This is a genomic window from Flagellimonas olearia, assembly GCF_009184425.1.
GTDB lineage: Bacteria > Bacteroidota > Bacteroidia > Flavobacteriales > Flavobacteriaceae > Flagellimonas > Flagellimonas olearia.
On sequence record NZ_WELG01000002.1, the window covers coordinates 1,794,378 to 1,808,801 of the forward strand.

The 14,424-nt window shown below is 44.4% G+C and carries 12 protein-coding genes and 1 tRNA gene; 6 read left to right on the plus strand and 7 right to left on the minus strand.

The annotated features are described in order from the left end of the window. Position 1: 1 nt before the first annotated feature. Both F8C76_RS17510 and F8C76_RS17515 read right to left on the minus strand, forming a co-directional pair. Positions 2-3,085, minus strand: coding sequence for an efflux RND transporter permease subunit (locus tag F8C76_RS17510; RefSeq protein WP_152132833.1), 3,084 nt, complete (start codon positions 3,083-3,085; stop codon positions 2-4). Next, positions 3,082-4,158 carry an efflux RND transporter periplasmic adaptor subunit gene (locus F8C76_RS17515; RefSeq protein WP_152132834.1) on the minus strand — a complete coding sequence of 359 codons (1,077 nt, stop codon included), beginning with the start codon at positions 4,156-4,158 and terminating at the stop codon, positions 3,082-3,084. Before F8C76_RS17515 ends, F8C76_RS17510 begins: the two co-directional genes overlap by 4 nt. Positions 4,159-4,518: 360 nt before the next feature. On the opposite strand from F8C76_RS17515, the gene F8C76_RS17520 reads away from it, so the two are divergent. Continuing rightward, positions 4,519-6,582 (plus strand): TonB-dependent receptor family protein, encoded by a 2,064-nt coding sequence (locus F8C76_RS17520; RefSeq protein ID WP_152132835.1) that lies wholly within the window; start codon positions 4,519-4,521, stop codon positions 6,580-6,582. Between the two features lie 2 nt (positions 6,583-6,584). Here the strand turns inward: F8C76_RS17520 and F8C76_RS17525 are convergent, their stop codons facing one another. Next, positions 6,585-7,580 carry a hypothetical protein gene (locus F8C76_RS17525; protein WP_152132836.1) on the minus strand — a complete coding sequence of 332 codons (996 nt, stop codon included), beginning with the start codon at positions 7,578-7,580 and terminating at the stop codon, positions 6,585-6,587. Between the two features lie 267 nt (positions 7,581-7,847). Here F8C76_RS17525 and F8C76_RS17530 point away from each other — a divergent pair, with 267 nt between their 5' ends. After that, positions 7,848-9,170, plus strand: coding sequence for an amidohydrolase family protein (locus F8C76_RS17530; protein WP_152132837.1), 1,323 nt, complete (start codon positions 7,848-7,850; stop codon positions 9,168-9,170). A 22-nt stretch (positions 9,171-9,192) separates the two neighbouring features. Here the strand turns inward: F8C76_RS17530 and F8C76_RS17535 are convergent, their stop codons facing one another. Next, positions 9,193-9,801 carry an LbetaH domain-containing protein gene (locus F8C76_RS17535; protein WP_152132838.1) on the minus strand — a complete coding sequence of 203 codons (609 nt, stop codon included), beginning with the start codon at positions 9,799-9,801 and terminating at the stop codon, positions 9,193-9,195. Between the two features lie 277 nt (positions 9,802-10,078). Between F8C76_RS17535 and pnuC the strand changes: the two genes are divergently transcribed. After that, the gene (gene pnuC / locus F8C76_RS17540) at positions 10,079-10,678 is read left to right on the plus strand and encodes a nicotinamide riboside transporter PnuC (protein WP_152132839.1); all 600 of its coding nucleotides are present in this window, start codon (positions 10,079-10,081) and stop codon (positions 10,676-10,678) included. After that, positions 10,647-11,675: an acyl-CoA dehydrogenase family protein gene (locus F8C76_RS17545; RefSeq protein ID WP_152132840.1), complete on the plus strand. Its 1,029-nt coding sequence runs from the start codon at positions 10,647-10,649 to the stop codon at positions 11,673-11,675. Before pnuC ends, F8C76_RS17545 begins: the two co-directional genes overlap by 32 nt. 119 nt (positions 11,676-11,794) lie before the next feature. Here the strand turns inward: F8C76_RS17545 and F8C76_RS17550 are convergent. Beyond that, positions 11,795-11,867: transfer RNA gene (locus F8C76_RS17550), tRNA-Lys, on the minus strand. A gap of 120 nt (positions 11,868-11,987) precedes the next feature. Between F8C76_RS17550 and F8C76_RS17555 the strand changes: the two genes are divergently transcribed. Then, complete coding sequence (locus F8C76_RS17555) at positions 11,988-12,500, plus strand: shikimate kinase (RefSeq protein ID WP_129656188.1); 513 nt, start codon at positions 11,988-11,990, stop codon at positions 12,498-12,500. Here F8C76_RS17555 and F8C76_RS17560 read toward each other — a convergent pair. Both F8C76_RS17560 and F8C76_RS17565 read right to left on the minus strand, forming a co-directional pair. Then, positions 12,492-12,989 (minus strand): phosphoribosyltransferase family protein, encoded by a 498-nt coding sequence (locus F8C76_RS17560; RefSeq protein ID WP_152132841.1) that lies wholly within the window; start codon positions 12,987-12,989, stop codon positions 12,492-12,494. The genes F8C76_RS17555 and F8C76_RS17560 overlap by 9 nt on opposite strands. A gap of 36 nt (positions 12,990-13,025) precedes the next feature. Then, positions 13,026-13,397, minus strand: coding sequence for an RNA-binding S4 domain-containing protein (locus F8C76_RS17565; RefSeq protein ID WP_129656190.1), 372 nt, complete (start codon positions 13,395-13,397; stop codon positions 13,026-13,028). Positions 13,398-13,475: 78 nt separating this feature from the next. Here F8C76_RS17565 and F8C76_RS17570 point away from each other — a divergent pair, with 78 nt between their 5' ends. Then, positions 13,476-14,417, plus strand: a complete 942-nt coding sequence (locus tag F8C76_RS17570; protein WP_152132842.1) for an FKBP-type peptidyl-prolyl cis-trans isomerase — start codon at positions 13,476-13,478, stop codon at positions 14,415-14,417. Positions 14,418-14,424 lie beyond the last annotated feature (7 nt).

The window sequence follows — 14,424 nt, forward strand, 5'->3', positions numbered from 1 at the left end:
ATTACGATGCTTCAAGAATTTTGAATTCTGGCCGAACAACTTTTTTCTTGGACCACATGAGATACAAAGCAGGAATAACAAATAGGGTGAGCACCAAGGAAAATAGAGTCCCTCCAATGATTACGACTCCCATACCTGTTCTACTGGCCGATGCGGCACCCAATGAAAGGGCAATGGGCAAAGCTCCCAACGCAATGGTAAGACTCGTCATCAGGATGGGACGCAAACGCGATTCCGAAGCTTTCATGATGGCCTGCATTTTGGACAGTTCCTCTTCTTCCTGCAACTGATTGGCGAATTCCACGATAAGAATTCCGTTTTTAGTTACCAGCCCAATGAGCATAATGGTCCCAATCTGACTGAAAATATTCCATGTTTCCCCAAATAGCCAGAGAGAGAACATGGCTCCCGCCACGGCCATGGGTACGGTTAGAATGATAATGAATGGGTCGATAAAGCTTTCGAATTGTGCTGCCAAAATCAAGAAAATCAATAAAAAGGCCAAGCCAAAGGCAAAAATGGTATTGGAACTACTTTCCACAAAATCACGGGACTCTCCTCCAAGGTCGGTGGTGAAGGTCTCATCCAATACACGGTCCTTGATGGCATTCATGGCATCAATACCGTCGCCAATACTCATACCTGAGGCCAAACTGGCCGAAACCGTGGCCGACATATATCGGTTGTTGTGAAATAATTGGGGTGGACTACTGTGCTCTTCGGTGGTAACCAGGTTGTCCAGTTGGATCAAAAGACCATCTTTGCTTTTTACAAAAATGGAGGTAAGGTCCATAGGTTCATCACGGTCCGATTTGTCAAACTGACCTATGACCTGATATTGTTTCCCGTTCATGAGGAAGTATCCGAACCGTTGTCCACTCAAGGACAGCTGAAGGGTTTGGGCCACATCGCGCACAGATACCCCCAAGCTTTCCGCTTTTTCACGATCTATGGATACGTAGAGCTCCGGTTTGTTGAATTTTAGGTTGACATCAGAAAAGGAAAATGTTGGGTCTTTTTCAACCTCGGCCATGAACTCAGGGATTTTCTCTTCCAGTTTTTCAAAGTTTTTCGCCTGAATGATAAACTGAATGGGCGGTCCGCCGCGCCGGTTCACCGAAATGGTGGGACGCTCGGAAACATTGGTTTTTCCTCCAACAAAGACTTTGGCCCATTGGCCAAGATCATCCGCGATCTCTTTTTGGGAACGCTCCCGTTCACTGGGGTCCACAAGGGCAACGTTGGCCCGACCGCTATTTACGGAAGATGTACCAAAACCGGGAGAGGTGAGTACCAAACTTACTTTCTTTTCTGGTATTGAATCGTTGATGAGTTCGGTAATTCCGGTCATCAATTGGTCCATATATTCGTAGGACGACCCTTCAGGGGCGCTTACACTGAGTCGAACAAAATTACGGTCGTCGTAAGGTGCGGTTTCCTTCTGCAAAAGTGAATAGAATAGGACAATGAGTCCAATACAACCAAACAATATGGGGAAACTGAGCCATTTTCGTTTCATGAATTGACCCAATAGGTCCGCATAGGATTTGTTCATCGCCACAAAATATTTTTCCGTGACCTGATAGAACCGTGACCGACTTTGCTTTCCTGGCTTGGTCAAATAGGCGTTCAGCATAGGGGTAAGGGTCAAGGACACAAAGGCCGATACCAATACCGCAGCACCAAGGACCACCCCAAATTCCCGGAAGAGTCGTCCCACAAAACCTTCCAAAAAGATTACGGGTAAAAACACCGCGGCAAGCGTGATGGATATGGAGATGACCGCAAAAAAGATTTCTTGGGAACCCTTTATCGCGGCCTCAATGGGATTCATCCCTTCCTCTACTTTTTTATAGATATTTTCGGTGACCACAATACCGTCATCCACCACGAGTCCTGTGGCGAGTACAATGGCCAATAGGGTCAAAACGTTTACGGAAAAACCGAACAGCCACATGAAAAAGAACGTGGCGATCAAGGAAACTGGAATGTCCAACAAAGGACGAAGTGCCATGGACCAGTTCCTAAAGAATAGGTATATGACCAAGATAACCAGAACAATGGATATCAAAATCGTTTCGGCCACTTCGGTTACCGCCCTTCTAACAAATACGGTATCGTCAATAACCACGTTCAGCTTAAAATCCTTGGGGAGGTCTTTTTTCAGTCTTTCGTATTCTTCATAAAAAGCATCGGCGATTTCAAGGTAATTGGTGCCAGGTTGCGGAACCACGGCAATGGCCACCATAGGTTGCCCAGAATCGCTCATTTTGGTTTCCATGTTCTCTCCCTCAAGACTTGCTTTTCCAATGTCTTTTAGCTGTACCAGTTTTTCGCCATCGGCCAAAATGATGATATTGTTGAATTCCTCTTCGGTATTGAGGTTTCCCAAGGTCTTAACGGTCAACTCGGTGTTTTTTCCGGTAAGTTTTCCCGAAGGGAGTTCCAAGTTTTGGGCTAATAGGGCGCTTCTTACATCGGCCACGGTAAGGCCGTATGAAGCCAATTTCAAGGGGTCTATCCACAACCGCATGGCGTAGCGGCGTTGTCCCCAAATTTGTACACTACTTACCCCTGGAATGGTCTCTATACGCTGTGAGAGCACATTTTCGGCATAATCGGACAGTTCCAGAATATTCTTGTTGTCGCTTTGGACCGTCATGGATATGATCCGTTCGGCATCCGCATCTGCCTTGGATACCACGGGGGGCGCGTCCAAATCCTCGGGAAGGCTCCTGACTGCTTGGGAAACTTTGTCCCTCACATCGTTGGCGGCATCTTCCAGGTTTTTGTCCAAATCAAACTCAATACTGATGGAACTGGAACCTTGCACACTGGATGAGGTGATGTTCCGTATCCCATCAATGGAGTTAATGGCCTTTTCCAAAGGCTCTGTAATCTGTGATTCAATAATATCCGCATTGGCCCCGGAGTAACTGGTCCGTACTGAAACCACGGCAGGGTCTATGGATGGGAATTCCCGAACTCCCAAAAACGTATAGCCAATAATCCCGAACAGGATGATGGAAATGTTCATCACAATGGTCAGGATGGGTCGTTTGATGCTTATCGTGGAAAGGTTCATTGTGCCGCGGTCAAGGGTTCAAATTCTTCTAAAACAACCTCTACGGGCGCCCCATCCTTCAAGGCCATTACCCCATAGGTCAAAACGGTATCCCCGGGATGAAGATTGGAAAGCACTTGTACCGCTTTTCCGGTACGCGAACCGGTCTCCACATCAATTTCTTTGGCTTTTCCGTCTTTAAGCACAAATATTTTCTTTCCGTTCTGTACAGGAATCAAGGATTCTGATGGCACCAACAAGGCATCATCCAAAGTTTCCAAAGGAAGGCTTACATTGGCATAGGCTCCTGGATAAAGCTTTTTGTCCCTGTTGTCCATTTTGGCCCGCATTCTAAGGGTTCTGGTGGCAATGTCCACCTCTGGGTCAATGGCGTATATGGTGGCATTGTATTCTTCCCTCGAGTCCGATGTAGTAAAGGAAAGTACCGTGCCTACGCTTACTTGGGAGGCATATTTTTCAGGGATGGCAAATGTGATCTTTAATTCATCGGTGTTGACCAATTTGGCAATAGTGGTCGAGGGCGTCACATAAGTTCCTTTTGAAATGGACCGCAGTCCTATAGTTCCAGAAAAAGGAGCTCTGACCGTAGTTTTGGATAACTGAGCTGCAATAAGTTCCGATTCTGCATTGGCCGATTGAAAATCTGCACTGGCAATGTCGTATTCCTCTTGGCTTATGGCCTGCTTTTCCAGAAGTAATTTGGCTCTTCTCTCATTTTCGGAGGCCAGTTTTTTTGCGGTTTGGGCTTTGGAAAGCTGGGCCTGAAGTTCAATGTCGTTTACCTTGAACAGCACTTGCCCTTGGGAAACCTTACTTCCTTCCTTAAAGTTGATGCTTTCCACCACGCCGGAGATTTCACTGCGCAGATCTATCTGTTCGTTGGCTTCCAAGGTACCGGAAAGAGATATGTTGTCTTTAAAGGTTTTGGGTTGCAAAACCATTCCTTTTACCGTGGTGGTCCCGGGACCACTTGGAGCTGATTTTTGGACACTGTTGTTGGACTTGATTCTGTAGGCAATAAGGGCGCCCAATCCAACAACAAATAGGGCATATACAATATGTTTCGTCTTCATGAATATCGATGAATGGCAAATACCGCAAAAGCCCATGATCGGGCTTGCCCAAAGATAACCCTAATGGCCTAATCTGTAGAAGGGTAAAAAGTTAAATGTCGTACTTTTCTGTAAACGTCCCAATACTACGGTCCAACGACGGAAACCTTCCCCTTAACTGTCAAAATCCCCAATTTGAGAGTGGGTTTCGGAAACGCTTCAGATGCTCTTGATTTCCTTTTAAATCCGCATGGAACGGGCGTTCTGGACCCTCCTAATCAAAAATTGGGGAAAATGTTATTTTTTTTCCAAAAGAAATAAATGCCCTGAAAAGTTCATAATTTTGCACATCTTATTTTATAATGTAACGGTAAAACCGAAATGAAGACCTCCCTCGCTCTCGCTTTTTATGCAATTTCCCTAACCTTTGTTTTTGCTCAAGATATTCCACAAGACTCCGTAAATGCCTTACAGGAGGTGGTGCTTATAGAACAAGGCATTGAGAAAAGGGCTGTGGGCATAACCCCATCCAGTTCCATTGGGATAAAAGAAATAGAAAAGTTTGGTCCGTTGGACATTGCTTCGTCAATCAACCAAGTTTCCGGAGTGTATCTACTCTCGGGAGCATTGAATACCAACAGGATTACCATACGGGGGGTAGGTGCACGTACACCTTATGGTACGGATAAGCTTCGACTATACTTTAATAATATCCCTGTAACCAACGGAACGGGTTTTTCAACCATTGAGGCTTATGATTTGGAAAATGTTGGAGCGGTTGAAATCATAAAAGGACCCAAGGGGTCTACTTTTGGGACCAATTTGGGAGGAGCGATCATTCTCAACACCAAAGCTCCAGAAGTGGGTCAGACGTTTTTGACCAATTCCCTAACCGTAGGTTCCTATGAGATGTTCAAGAACAATTTGGCGTTTCGGCATTCCGAAAAGAACTTCAACTTGAGTCTTAGCTATAATCATTTGAAAACGGAGGGGTATCGACAGAACAACCAGTTTGAAAGGGATGGCATTTTACTTACTTCATCGGTAGTGTTGGGGGGTAAGAGCAAGTTGGATTTTATGCTCAATTATATAGATTACACGGCTGGAATCCCCAGTTCCATCAACCAAACCGATTTTGAAGAAAACCCTACCAATGCAGATGCCAACTGGTTGGCGGCACAAGGTTTCGAAGCCAACAAATATACCTTGACCGGGATTACGCATACCTATGAGTTCAATCCGGGACTAAGGAACCGAACAAGCCTTTTTTACACCTATTTGGATCATTATGAACCCCGCCCATTCAATATTTTAGATGAGTTTACCAACGGATTTGGCCTAAGGTCGGTCTTTGATGGAAAGTTGCTTTCCGGGCATTTTACTTTGGGAACCGAAATTTATAATGATGAATACCACTGGGGTACTTTTGAGAATCTGTTCCGGGACAATGAAGGCGTTGGAAGTGTGCAGGGGGATAGGCTGAGCAACAATACGGAGTTTAGAAGGCAGTTGAATCTTTTTGGGACGTTTGAACTTCCCTTGGACAAGAATTTGACCGCGCAAGTTGGATTGAACCTCAATAAGACCAAATACGATTTTAGGGATTTGTTCAACAGTGGGGATGCCAACACATCGGCCAATCGTGATTTTGATGCCATTCTTTCACCGAGCTTGGAACTGCAATACAAATTGGACCAAGGATTTTTATATGCCAATGTGAGTAAGGGATTCTCCAATCCTGGATTGGAAGAGACCTTGACGCCCGAAGGGGTCATCAACCCAGATATAGCCCAAGAAAAGGGAATAAGCTATGAGTTGGGAGGTCAGTTTGGACTGTTCAACGACGCCTTGCAGCTTACGGCCAACCTGTATACCATGCAAATCAAGGATCTTTTGGTGGCCCAACGGGTAGGAGAGGACCAATATATAGGAAAGAATGCCGGTAAGACCCGTCACCAAGGTTTGGAGTTGGACGCCAGATATGCCATTTCGGTCACCAACACGTTTTTACTTACACCTTATTTGAGCTATACCTTGAGTGACCATAGTTTTATTGACTTTGTGGATGGCGATAACGACTACAGTGGAAATCCATTGACCGGCGTGCCAAAGCACAGGCTTAGCTCCGGGTTGGATATGGTTCATGATAGTGGGGTTTCCCTTAACATATCCCATCAGTATGTGGATGATATTCCACTGACGGATGCCAATACTTTGTCCAGTGAGTCTTATAATGTGTTCAGCCTTTCTTCCAAATATGCCGTTCCCATGGGCAAGAACTTCAAATTGGGCTTAAATGCCGGAGTAAACAATGTGTTCGATACCAATTATGCCGGGTCTGTATTGATCAATGCAGTGGGCTTTGGTGGAAACCTGCCCCGCTATTACTACCCTGCCAATGGTAGGAATTACTACGGTAAAATAGGGGTTACCTATCTATTTTAACTCTAGAGGGTATAAAATGTATAGATAATGGTCCAAGTGTATACCTCACCGGGGTTCGCTTTTACATTAATGTAAGGTTGGGGGCAAATGGTTTGTGGTGCCGACCAAACTGCCAAGGACGATATGGGTTGATCACAGGTGATTCGCACCCCAATTCCCGCTTCGTGGTTTTCCAGTCTGATGTCGTAATCCTTTGGGTCATTGGGATCATAGCCAAAAGCAGGACGAATCTGTGCAAAGTCATCAATAAGCGCTTTGGTGAACACTACTTTGTTGCCCTCTATTTTGGCGTAGTCCTTCAGGCCGGTTTCTTCGGGTGAAGAAGCATAAGGCACGCCATCCTTGTCGGTTAGGGTAAACGGAAAAGTTACGGAATAGCCCGGGCCAATGGATAGATTGTCCATCACAAAAAAGTTATGGTTGTTCACCAAACTCTCAATGGGCAGTTTCCCCGTGTTTTTAAATCGATGTTGCAATACCAGTTGAGGTTTTCCTTTGGTCAGTTTCACCTTTTTTTCATAGCTATACGAATAGCTGTCGGAGGTTATCTCATGAAGGAACGTCACAGAATTGGTTCGCACTTTGACTTTTCTTTTGCCATGATCCATAATATCATAGGTCTTGGAAAACGAGTGCTTGTCCCCGTTATCTTTTTTCAACAGACCTACCCCGATTTTTAAAAATGCTTCGCCTGCTACAGCGTCCTCGAAACCTACAGCCTTAAAATCCTCAACGGGCCCCATAATGGCATCGTGCGATAAAGGGTCATAACCCTGGAACCATTTGCCAAAATAGGTATGGCCCTTGTATTCCAACTTGGGAATGATTCCAGCCCAATCGAATCGGGAAGCGCGGTAATATCCCATATCCTTGTCTGGGAGATATAGGGTCGCGGAGATATCACCATTGCGTATTTCTACTTGTGGTGCTTGCTGTTGGGCCCATCCGAAGGTGGTGAGCAATCCAAAGAATAATACAATACGTCCTCGATTTTTCATTTTGTGGAATGTGGGTTTGAACTCTAAAATAAGATAAATGGAAAACAATTTTGATATGTGGGTATTGGGTTGTTACGGATGATTCATTTTTCAGGGCGTATGTTCTAAAAACCAACCAAATCTTTTAAGTGTTTATGGTCAAAGGAAGAATGCCTTTTTCTCGATTTATAACAAAAAAGCAATGGATTTTACCGTGTACATGTTGTATTTTTCAGTTTTAACCGGTGTTTGCCTCAATGGCAAGTCCAATTATATTCTTAAAACAGCATGAACCCAAAAAGTAAAGTCCTTTCAAAAAATCTGTACAGGTTTCCCATGATCATCCTTGTAACCACCTTTTGCTTATTGGGATGTCGGCAAAATAAGTCAACAGCGGATAATGCCGAAGTATTGGCATTTGTTGGGGCCAATATCATTGATGGGACAGGGGCAGAACCCATCAAGGACGGTGTTCTCTTGGTAGAGCAGGGCAAGATTGTTGCTGTAGGGACAAAGGATAATATCACTATTCCGGAAGGGGCTTCCATTCTGGGGGTGAGCGGCAAGACCATTATGCCCGGAATCATTGACGCCCATTGCCATGTGGGTGTGTCCAATGGTCTGCAGACAGGGTATAGTGGTGAAAATGTGGTCAAACATCTAAATACCAATGCAAGGTATGGGATTACTACCTTGGTTTCTTTAGGGGACGGAACAGCGATTTCGGCAGAATTCCGGAACACACAAAACGTACCGACCTTGGATAGGTCCAGACTTTTTATGGCAGGGACAGTCATCTCCGGGGACACCGAGGAAGAGGTGACGAAAATCATTGATCATAACGATTCGCTCAAAGTGGATTTTATGAAGATACGAGTGGATGATGTTCTGGGTACTTCACCAAAAATGGCCGAGGACATTTATAAAACGGTAATAGATCGGTCCCATGAGTTGGGGTATCGGGTGGCCTCGCATATTTTTTATCTGGAGGATGCCAAAAAGGTATTGCGGGCAGGAACCGATTACATAGCGCATAGCGTTCGGGATACGCTGGTGGATGATGAATTTATCACATTGATGAAAGAAAACAAGGTGTACTATTCCCCAACCTTGATGCGGGAAGTGTCCACCTTTGTCTTTGGAGGTGAACCCAATTATTTTACCGATCCCTTTTTCACTAAGGAAGTGGATGAAGCCACCATTGCGGAACTACGCAATCCGGAACGTATGGAAAGCATTGCCAATAGTGCCAGTGCCCAAGCTTATAAAGCCGCTCTCCCCACGGCGATGAAAAACCTGAAGCGACTATCGGATGCGGGAGTCACTATTGTCATGGGAACGGATAGTGGGCCTGCAGGACGATTTCCAGGATATTTTGAGCATCTGGAAATGGAAATGATGGTAGATGCTGGTATGTCGCCCATGGAAGTGATCATGGCTTCCACGTCCAATACGGCCAAGGTCATGAAACTGGAAGGCGTTGGTTCCTTGGAAGAGGGCAAATGGGCAGATTTTATAGTGCTGGACAAAAATCCATTGGAAGACATATCCAATACTAGGACTATTTCCTCCGTTTGGATCGCAGGAAACAAGGTTCCGGATAAGCAGTAACCTATTTTTAAGCCTAGGGAGTTTATAAAGGATACTGTTCCACCAGCTCCAACCTTTTTACAATGGTATTTCTTTTCAGGAGGGTGCCTGGAGACAAAACTGCATTGGCCCCAATACGGCTGTGGTCGCCCACCAATGCCCCGAATTTTTTTACTCCGGTAGCAATGAGCTTACCGTCATAATTCAATACAATTTCCTTATCCGTTCTTTCATTGTAGTGGTTGGCCGCTATGGAACCTGCTTCAAAATTTACATTTGAACCAATGATGCTGTTCCCAACATAATTTAAATGGGCAATGGCAGTGTTGGAAAATATGAGACTGCCCTTGATTTCAGTGGAAGGCCCAATTTTTACCGACCGATCCAAAAAGACCCCTTCCCTAAAATAGGCATGGGCCCCAATATGACAATTTTCCATAACAATGGTGGGATGTTTAAAAGTGACCCCTTGTTCCACTACGGACGATTTGTGGATGGCCACCTGATTCTCAATGTCAAAATCAGCTCCAAGATGGGGCAGTATCCCCATAATGAAGGTTTGGACTTCAGTGGTGATTTCCCAAGGTAATCCCAAACGCTTTAAATCATCATAAAAAGGAATGTCGGAAATAAAGTCCCGTAGGTCTATCATATCAATGGAAATTTGTGAGGCTGCATAGGTATACCAGAAACAGATGCACAGCGCATTGTTGCTAATTTAGGGTATAAATTACAATTGGTCCAAGTAGGTTTTCATACCTTTGAAGTCTACATGGGGTGTCCTGGATAACAGGGCTGAGATTATACCCGGAAGTTGACCACTTCGCACCTGATCCAGATCATGCTGGCGTAGGGATTTTGGCAAACGTGCTTTGCACGTGTTCCATTAGGGTTCCCATGGTTTATTTGGACAATGATAACCCGTTTACATGGAATTACTTTCACAACTTACTTTATTACAATGGGTGGGAACCGGCTTTGGAGTGGTCCAAGTTCTTTTGGCCCGCCAGAACAATATCCATAATTATCTTTTTGGTATCGTTGCCATTTTGATCAGTATGTGGGTGCTGTATCAATCCAAATTGTATGCGGATATCCTGTTGAACCTCTACTATCTGGTCATGAGTATCTACGGATGGTTCTATTGGAAAATGGGAAAGCAAAAGCAGGAAACCCCAATTTCATATTCCACCAAAAATGAACATGGGATTGCCATGGGAATCGTTATCGCCAGTTTTGCGTTGATGGCCTATTGGCTGGGACAACATACAGATTCGGATGTTCCGTATTGGGATGCCGTGGTCTGTGCCTTTGCCTGGGCCGGGATGTGGCTCATGGCCAAACGAAAGATTGAAAACTGGATATACTTGAACATCAGTAACCTGATATCCATTCCACTATTGATGTATAAAGGACTGTACATCTATGCAGGTTTAACGGCTTTTTTGTTCATCGTGGCTGTATCGGGTTATATTAAATGGAGAAAAATACTTGCAGATGAAACTGAAGGACAACATGCAAAGGTATAGAGAGCTCTGCTTCGGAAAAGAAGAACTGCCCAAAGCCGTTTTGGAAGGCATTGCCAAGGAAAACTTGTGGAACTTATGGGTGCCCAAGTTGTATGGTGGATTGGAACTGAGCCTGACGGGGGGATTGAAAACGTTGAGACATTTGGCGCAAGTGGATGGCAGTTTGGGGTGGACCGTTACCCTGTGCTCCGGAGCGAATTTCTTTATTGGGAACTTGCCCAGAGAAACGGCCAATGCAATTTTCAATGACCCAAAAGAACCCGTTTGTTTTGGGGGGAGTGGGGGAGTGTTTGGTACCGCCGAGAGAAAAGGGGACGGATACATTATTAACGGAATCTGGAAGTACGCCACGGGTGCCCCCTATCTTACCCATTTTACCTTAAGTGCAAAAATCCAAGAAGAGGGAAAGGACGTGCTCAATGAGGAGGGTTTGCCTGTAGTGCGTTGTTTTGTTTTGGATGGTAAGGACGTAAAAGTCATTAAGGATTGGAATACCATGGGATTGAAGGCCACGGCCACCCATTCCTTTGAAGTATCTTCCAAATGGGTAGATGAAAAGTATAGCTTTTTCTATAACCAATGGTACCATTCGCAGAATATCTTTAAAATTCCTTTTGGGGTGTTTGCCGATTTGACCCTTTGGGTCAATTATGTAGGTATGGCAGCCCATTATATAGAAGAAGCCGAAATGGTATTGAGACGGAATGAAATATTGGAAAAATTGAAAGAAGCACTGTCCCGATCAGATGAAAAAATAGGCGGCTGGGCAAAACGGACCGAGGATAACATCAATTTGGAGGACGGGTTCCCGGAAGATTGGATTCGTGAAGTTCATTCTGAGGCTTCAGCTTCGGTTAAGACCATTTCGGAATGTATAATGGAGGTCTACCCTTTGTTGGGGATTAGAGGGTGCAGTAATGGGCACCAATTGAATCAGGTATTCAAGGATTATTTTACGGCTACCCAACACCATATTTTCAGTACGAAAGTGGTATAGAGGTGAAAATGGCGTAATTTTTTATGGGATAAGAGGTCTCTTTGGCTAAAATTTAAAATGGAAATAAGCTAAAAAAACAAAATCCTGTAAGTCTTTCAACGTACAGGATTTTTTGAAAGTGACCTGACTGGGGCTCGAACCCAGGACCCTCTCCTTAAAAGGGAGATGCTCTACCAACTGAGCTATCAGGTCAAAATTTCAATGCTTGGCTGTCTGGCTAAGCGGGTGCAAATATAACATCAATAATCTATTTTCCAAAAGTGAATTAATGATAAATTTGTGTTTTTTTGAAATCGTATTTAAATCGGATGTATGAGAATAGTTTTGATGGGGTATATGGCAAGTGGTAAGTCCTCCGTTGGAAGGTTGTTGGCCAGGGATTTACAGATGGAATTTGTAGATCTGGACGACTATATTGAAGAGGAGCAACAAAAATCCGTGAAATCCATTTTTTCGGAGCACGGGGAGATTTTTTTTAGAAAATTGGAACACAAGATGCTTTCCCAAGTATTGGATGGGAAGGAGAATTTGATACTGTCCACTGGAGGGGGAACGCCTTGCTATTCCGGAAACATGGACACCATTTTGGAAAAATCGGACCATTCCATATATCTACAGCTGTCCATACCCGCCTTAGTGGAACGGCTCAAAAAGGAAAAAGAGCAGAGACCCTTGGTGAGGAACATAGAAGATACTGATTTGCCCGAGTTTGTTGGAAAACACCTTTTTGAAAGGAGGACGTACTATGCGCAGGCCAAGCATATTGTGGAATGCGATGGGAAGAATCTGGATGAGGTGGTTGCCGAAATCAAAGGACTACTCTAAGTAGACGATATCGTTTTTGGGTTTAAATTCCACTTTGATGTGTTCGTTCAAGGAGGTAGAAAGTGAAATTCCCTTAAAATCGGCCTTAATAGGATATTTTTTATGATTCCTATTGACCAGCACCGCGGTTTTTAACTGTTTAATGGGGGTTTTCAAAAAATGGTGCACCCCATAGATCAAGGTAGTGCCGGAGTTGAGTACATCATCCACCAAAACAATGGACTTGTTCTTATAGTCATCTTCCGGGATTGAGGTCTCCACGCCACTTTTCAAGGGATTCTTCTTGTCCATACTCACCTTGCAGAGTACAATCTGCGCCTCGGTGATTTTTTTCAGGATAGCGACTATCTTTTTGGCAAAATCGTTTCCCCCTCCATTGACACCGGCCACTACAATTTCCTTTTCATCCACATTGGTCTCATAGATTTGGTAAGCAATCCGTTTAGCAATATGCTGAATCTGATCGTGGGTAAGAATGTGGTTTTTCATGAAATGGATTAATTCATTCAAAGATATGAAAACAGACTATTCGGACTCATCCAAATACTCATCAATATCCCTTCTGTCCTTTTTGGTAGGGCGCCCCAATCCCTTTTTTCGGTAGTGGGTCTTGGCAAAGTTCAGCAGTTCGTTGTGCTCAAAAGCTTCCTTGGGGGTGGTATCCTTCCGGTAAATGTCCACCAATTTGGCCCCGACCCTGCTTTCCGGGATGTCCAAAACGGTAAGCTGATAGTCTATTTGATTTTTCCGCAGCACAATTTTGTCCATGGGGAATACCTCCCTCGAAGGTTTCACCGTACTGCCATTTACCTTGACCTGACCTTTTTTGACCGCCGTCGAGGCAACGTTCCGTGTTTTGTAGTATCTAATGCACCAAAGGTACTTGTCTATCCGCATGATCTCTGCAAATCTTTGTTAACGCACTGAGCAAAAATAGCGGAAAATTGTATCTTGCGCAGCTAAATGACACACTTGATGAGATACGGGATTTTGGTTTCTTTATTTTTAACATTTGCTTTTTTCTCATGTAAAAAGGATGATGATGGGGTTGAGACGGTTCCGCCAAGGGACTTGTCGGAAGTAGCCTTGGAGGATGACGATGAGATAAAAGAATATTTACAGACCCATTTCTATAATTATGAAGAGTTTGAAAACCCACCGGCTGGTTTTGACTATAAAGTCAAGGTAGACACCATTGCCGGGGATAATGCAGATAAGACCCCAATTTCAGAATCCCCGCTCTTAAAATCCGCAACCGCCACCGTATCGGCTTCAGAGTTTGGAATTTCTGATGGTGCGGAAGACATTGCTCATACCTATTACTATTTGGTGGCTAGGGAAGGTGAGGGGGAACATCCCACTGTGGCCGATTCCACCTATGTGTTATATGAAGGCTATAGATTGGATGGTACTTTGTTTGATAGTGCGATCAGCAGCGGAGTTTGGTTTGATTTGCAAGGGACCATAAGCTCTGCCGGTGCCATTAAAGGTTTTCAGTTTGGGTTGACCCACTTTAAATCCGGAGACGGTATCATTGATAACCCTGATGGAACTTTTGAAGTACAGGGGTTCGGTTCGGGAATGATCATCATGCCCTCTGGATTGGCGTATTTTAATAGCGCCCAAGTAGGGGAAAGCTATGCGCCTATCATATTCAATATTAATTTATTGGTGGTGAATACGGCCGATCATGACGGGGATGGCATACCAAGTATTGAAGAAGATAGGAATGGAAACAAAAATCTATTTGATGATGATACGGACGGAGATAATGCCCCCAACTATTTGGATGGTGATGATGATGGCGATGGGGTCTCCACAAGAAGTGAGATAACCGATGAAAATGGGGAAATCATTATCCCTTACCCAGATGCTGATAATGATGATATCCCAGATTATTTAGACCCCGATAATTAGGAAAAAG

What these genes read in the sequence shown, in the direction of transcription:
- F8C76_RS17545 (WP_152132840.1), top strand. Translation starts at nt 10,647, where the DNA reads ATGAAACTGAAGGACAACATGCAAAGGTATAGAGAGCTCTGCTTCGGA.
- F8C76_RS17510 (WP_152132833.1), bottom strand. Translation starts at nt 3,085, where the DNA reads ATGAACCTTTCCACGATAAGCATCAAACGACCCATCCTGACCATTGTG.
- F8C76_RS17525 (WP_152132836.1), bottom strand. Translation starts at nt 7,580, where the DNA reads ATGAAAAATCGAGGACGTATTGTATTATTCTTTGGATTGCTCACCACC.
- F8C76_RS17565 (WP_129656190.1), bottom strand. Translation starts at nt 13,397, where the DNA reads ATGCGGATAGACAAGTACCTTTGGTGCATTAGATACTACAAAACACGG.
- pnuC (WP_152132839.1), top strand. Translation starts at nt 10,079, where the DNA reads ATGGAATTACTTTCACAACTTACTTTATTACAATGGGTGGGAACCGGC.
- F8C76_RS17530 (WP_152132837.1), top strand. Translation starts at nt 7,848, where the DNA reads ATGAACCCAAAAAGTAAAGTCCTTTCAAAAAATCTGTACAGGTTTCCC.
- F8C76_RS17560 (WP_152132841.1), bottom strand. Translation starts at nt 12,989, where the DNA reads ATGAAAAACCACATTCTTACCCACGATCAGATTCAGCATATTGCTAAA.
- F8C76_RS17555 (WP_129656188.1), top strand. Translation starts at nt 11,988, where the DNA reads ATGAGAATAGTTTTGATGGGGTATATGGCAAGTGGTAAGTCCTCCGTT.
- F8C76_RS17570 (WP_152132842.1), top strand. Translation starts at nt 13,476, where the DNA reads ATGAGATACGGGATTTTGGTTTCTTTATTTTTAACATTTGCTTTTTTC.
- F8C76_RS17535 (WP_152132838.1), bottom strand. Translation starts at nt 9,801, where the DNA reads ATGATAGACCTACGGGACTTTATTTCCGACATTCCTTTTTATGATGAT.
- F8C76_RS17520 (WP_152132835.1), top strand. Translation starts at nt 4,519, where the DNA reads ATGAAGACCTCCCTCGCTCTCGCTTTTTATGCAATTTCCCTAACCTTT.
- F8C76_RS17515 (WP_152132834.1), bottom strand. Translation starts at nt 4,158, where the DNA reads ATGAAGACGAAACATATTGTATATGCCCTATTTGTTGTTGGATTGGGC.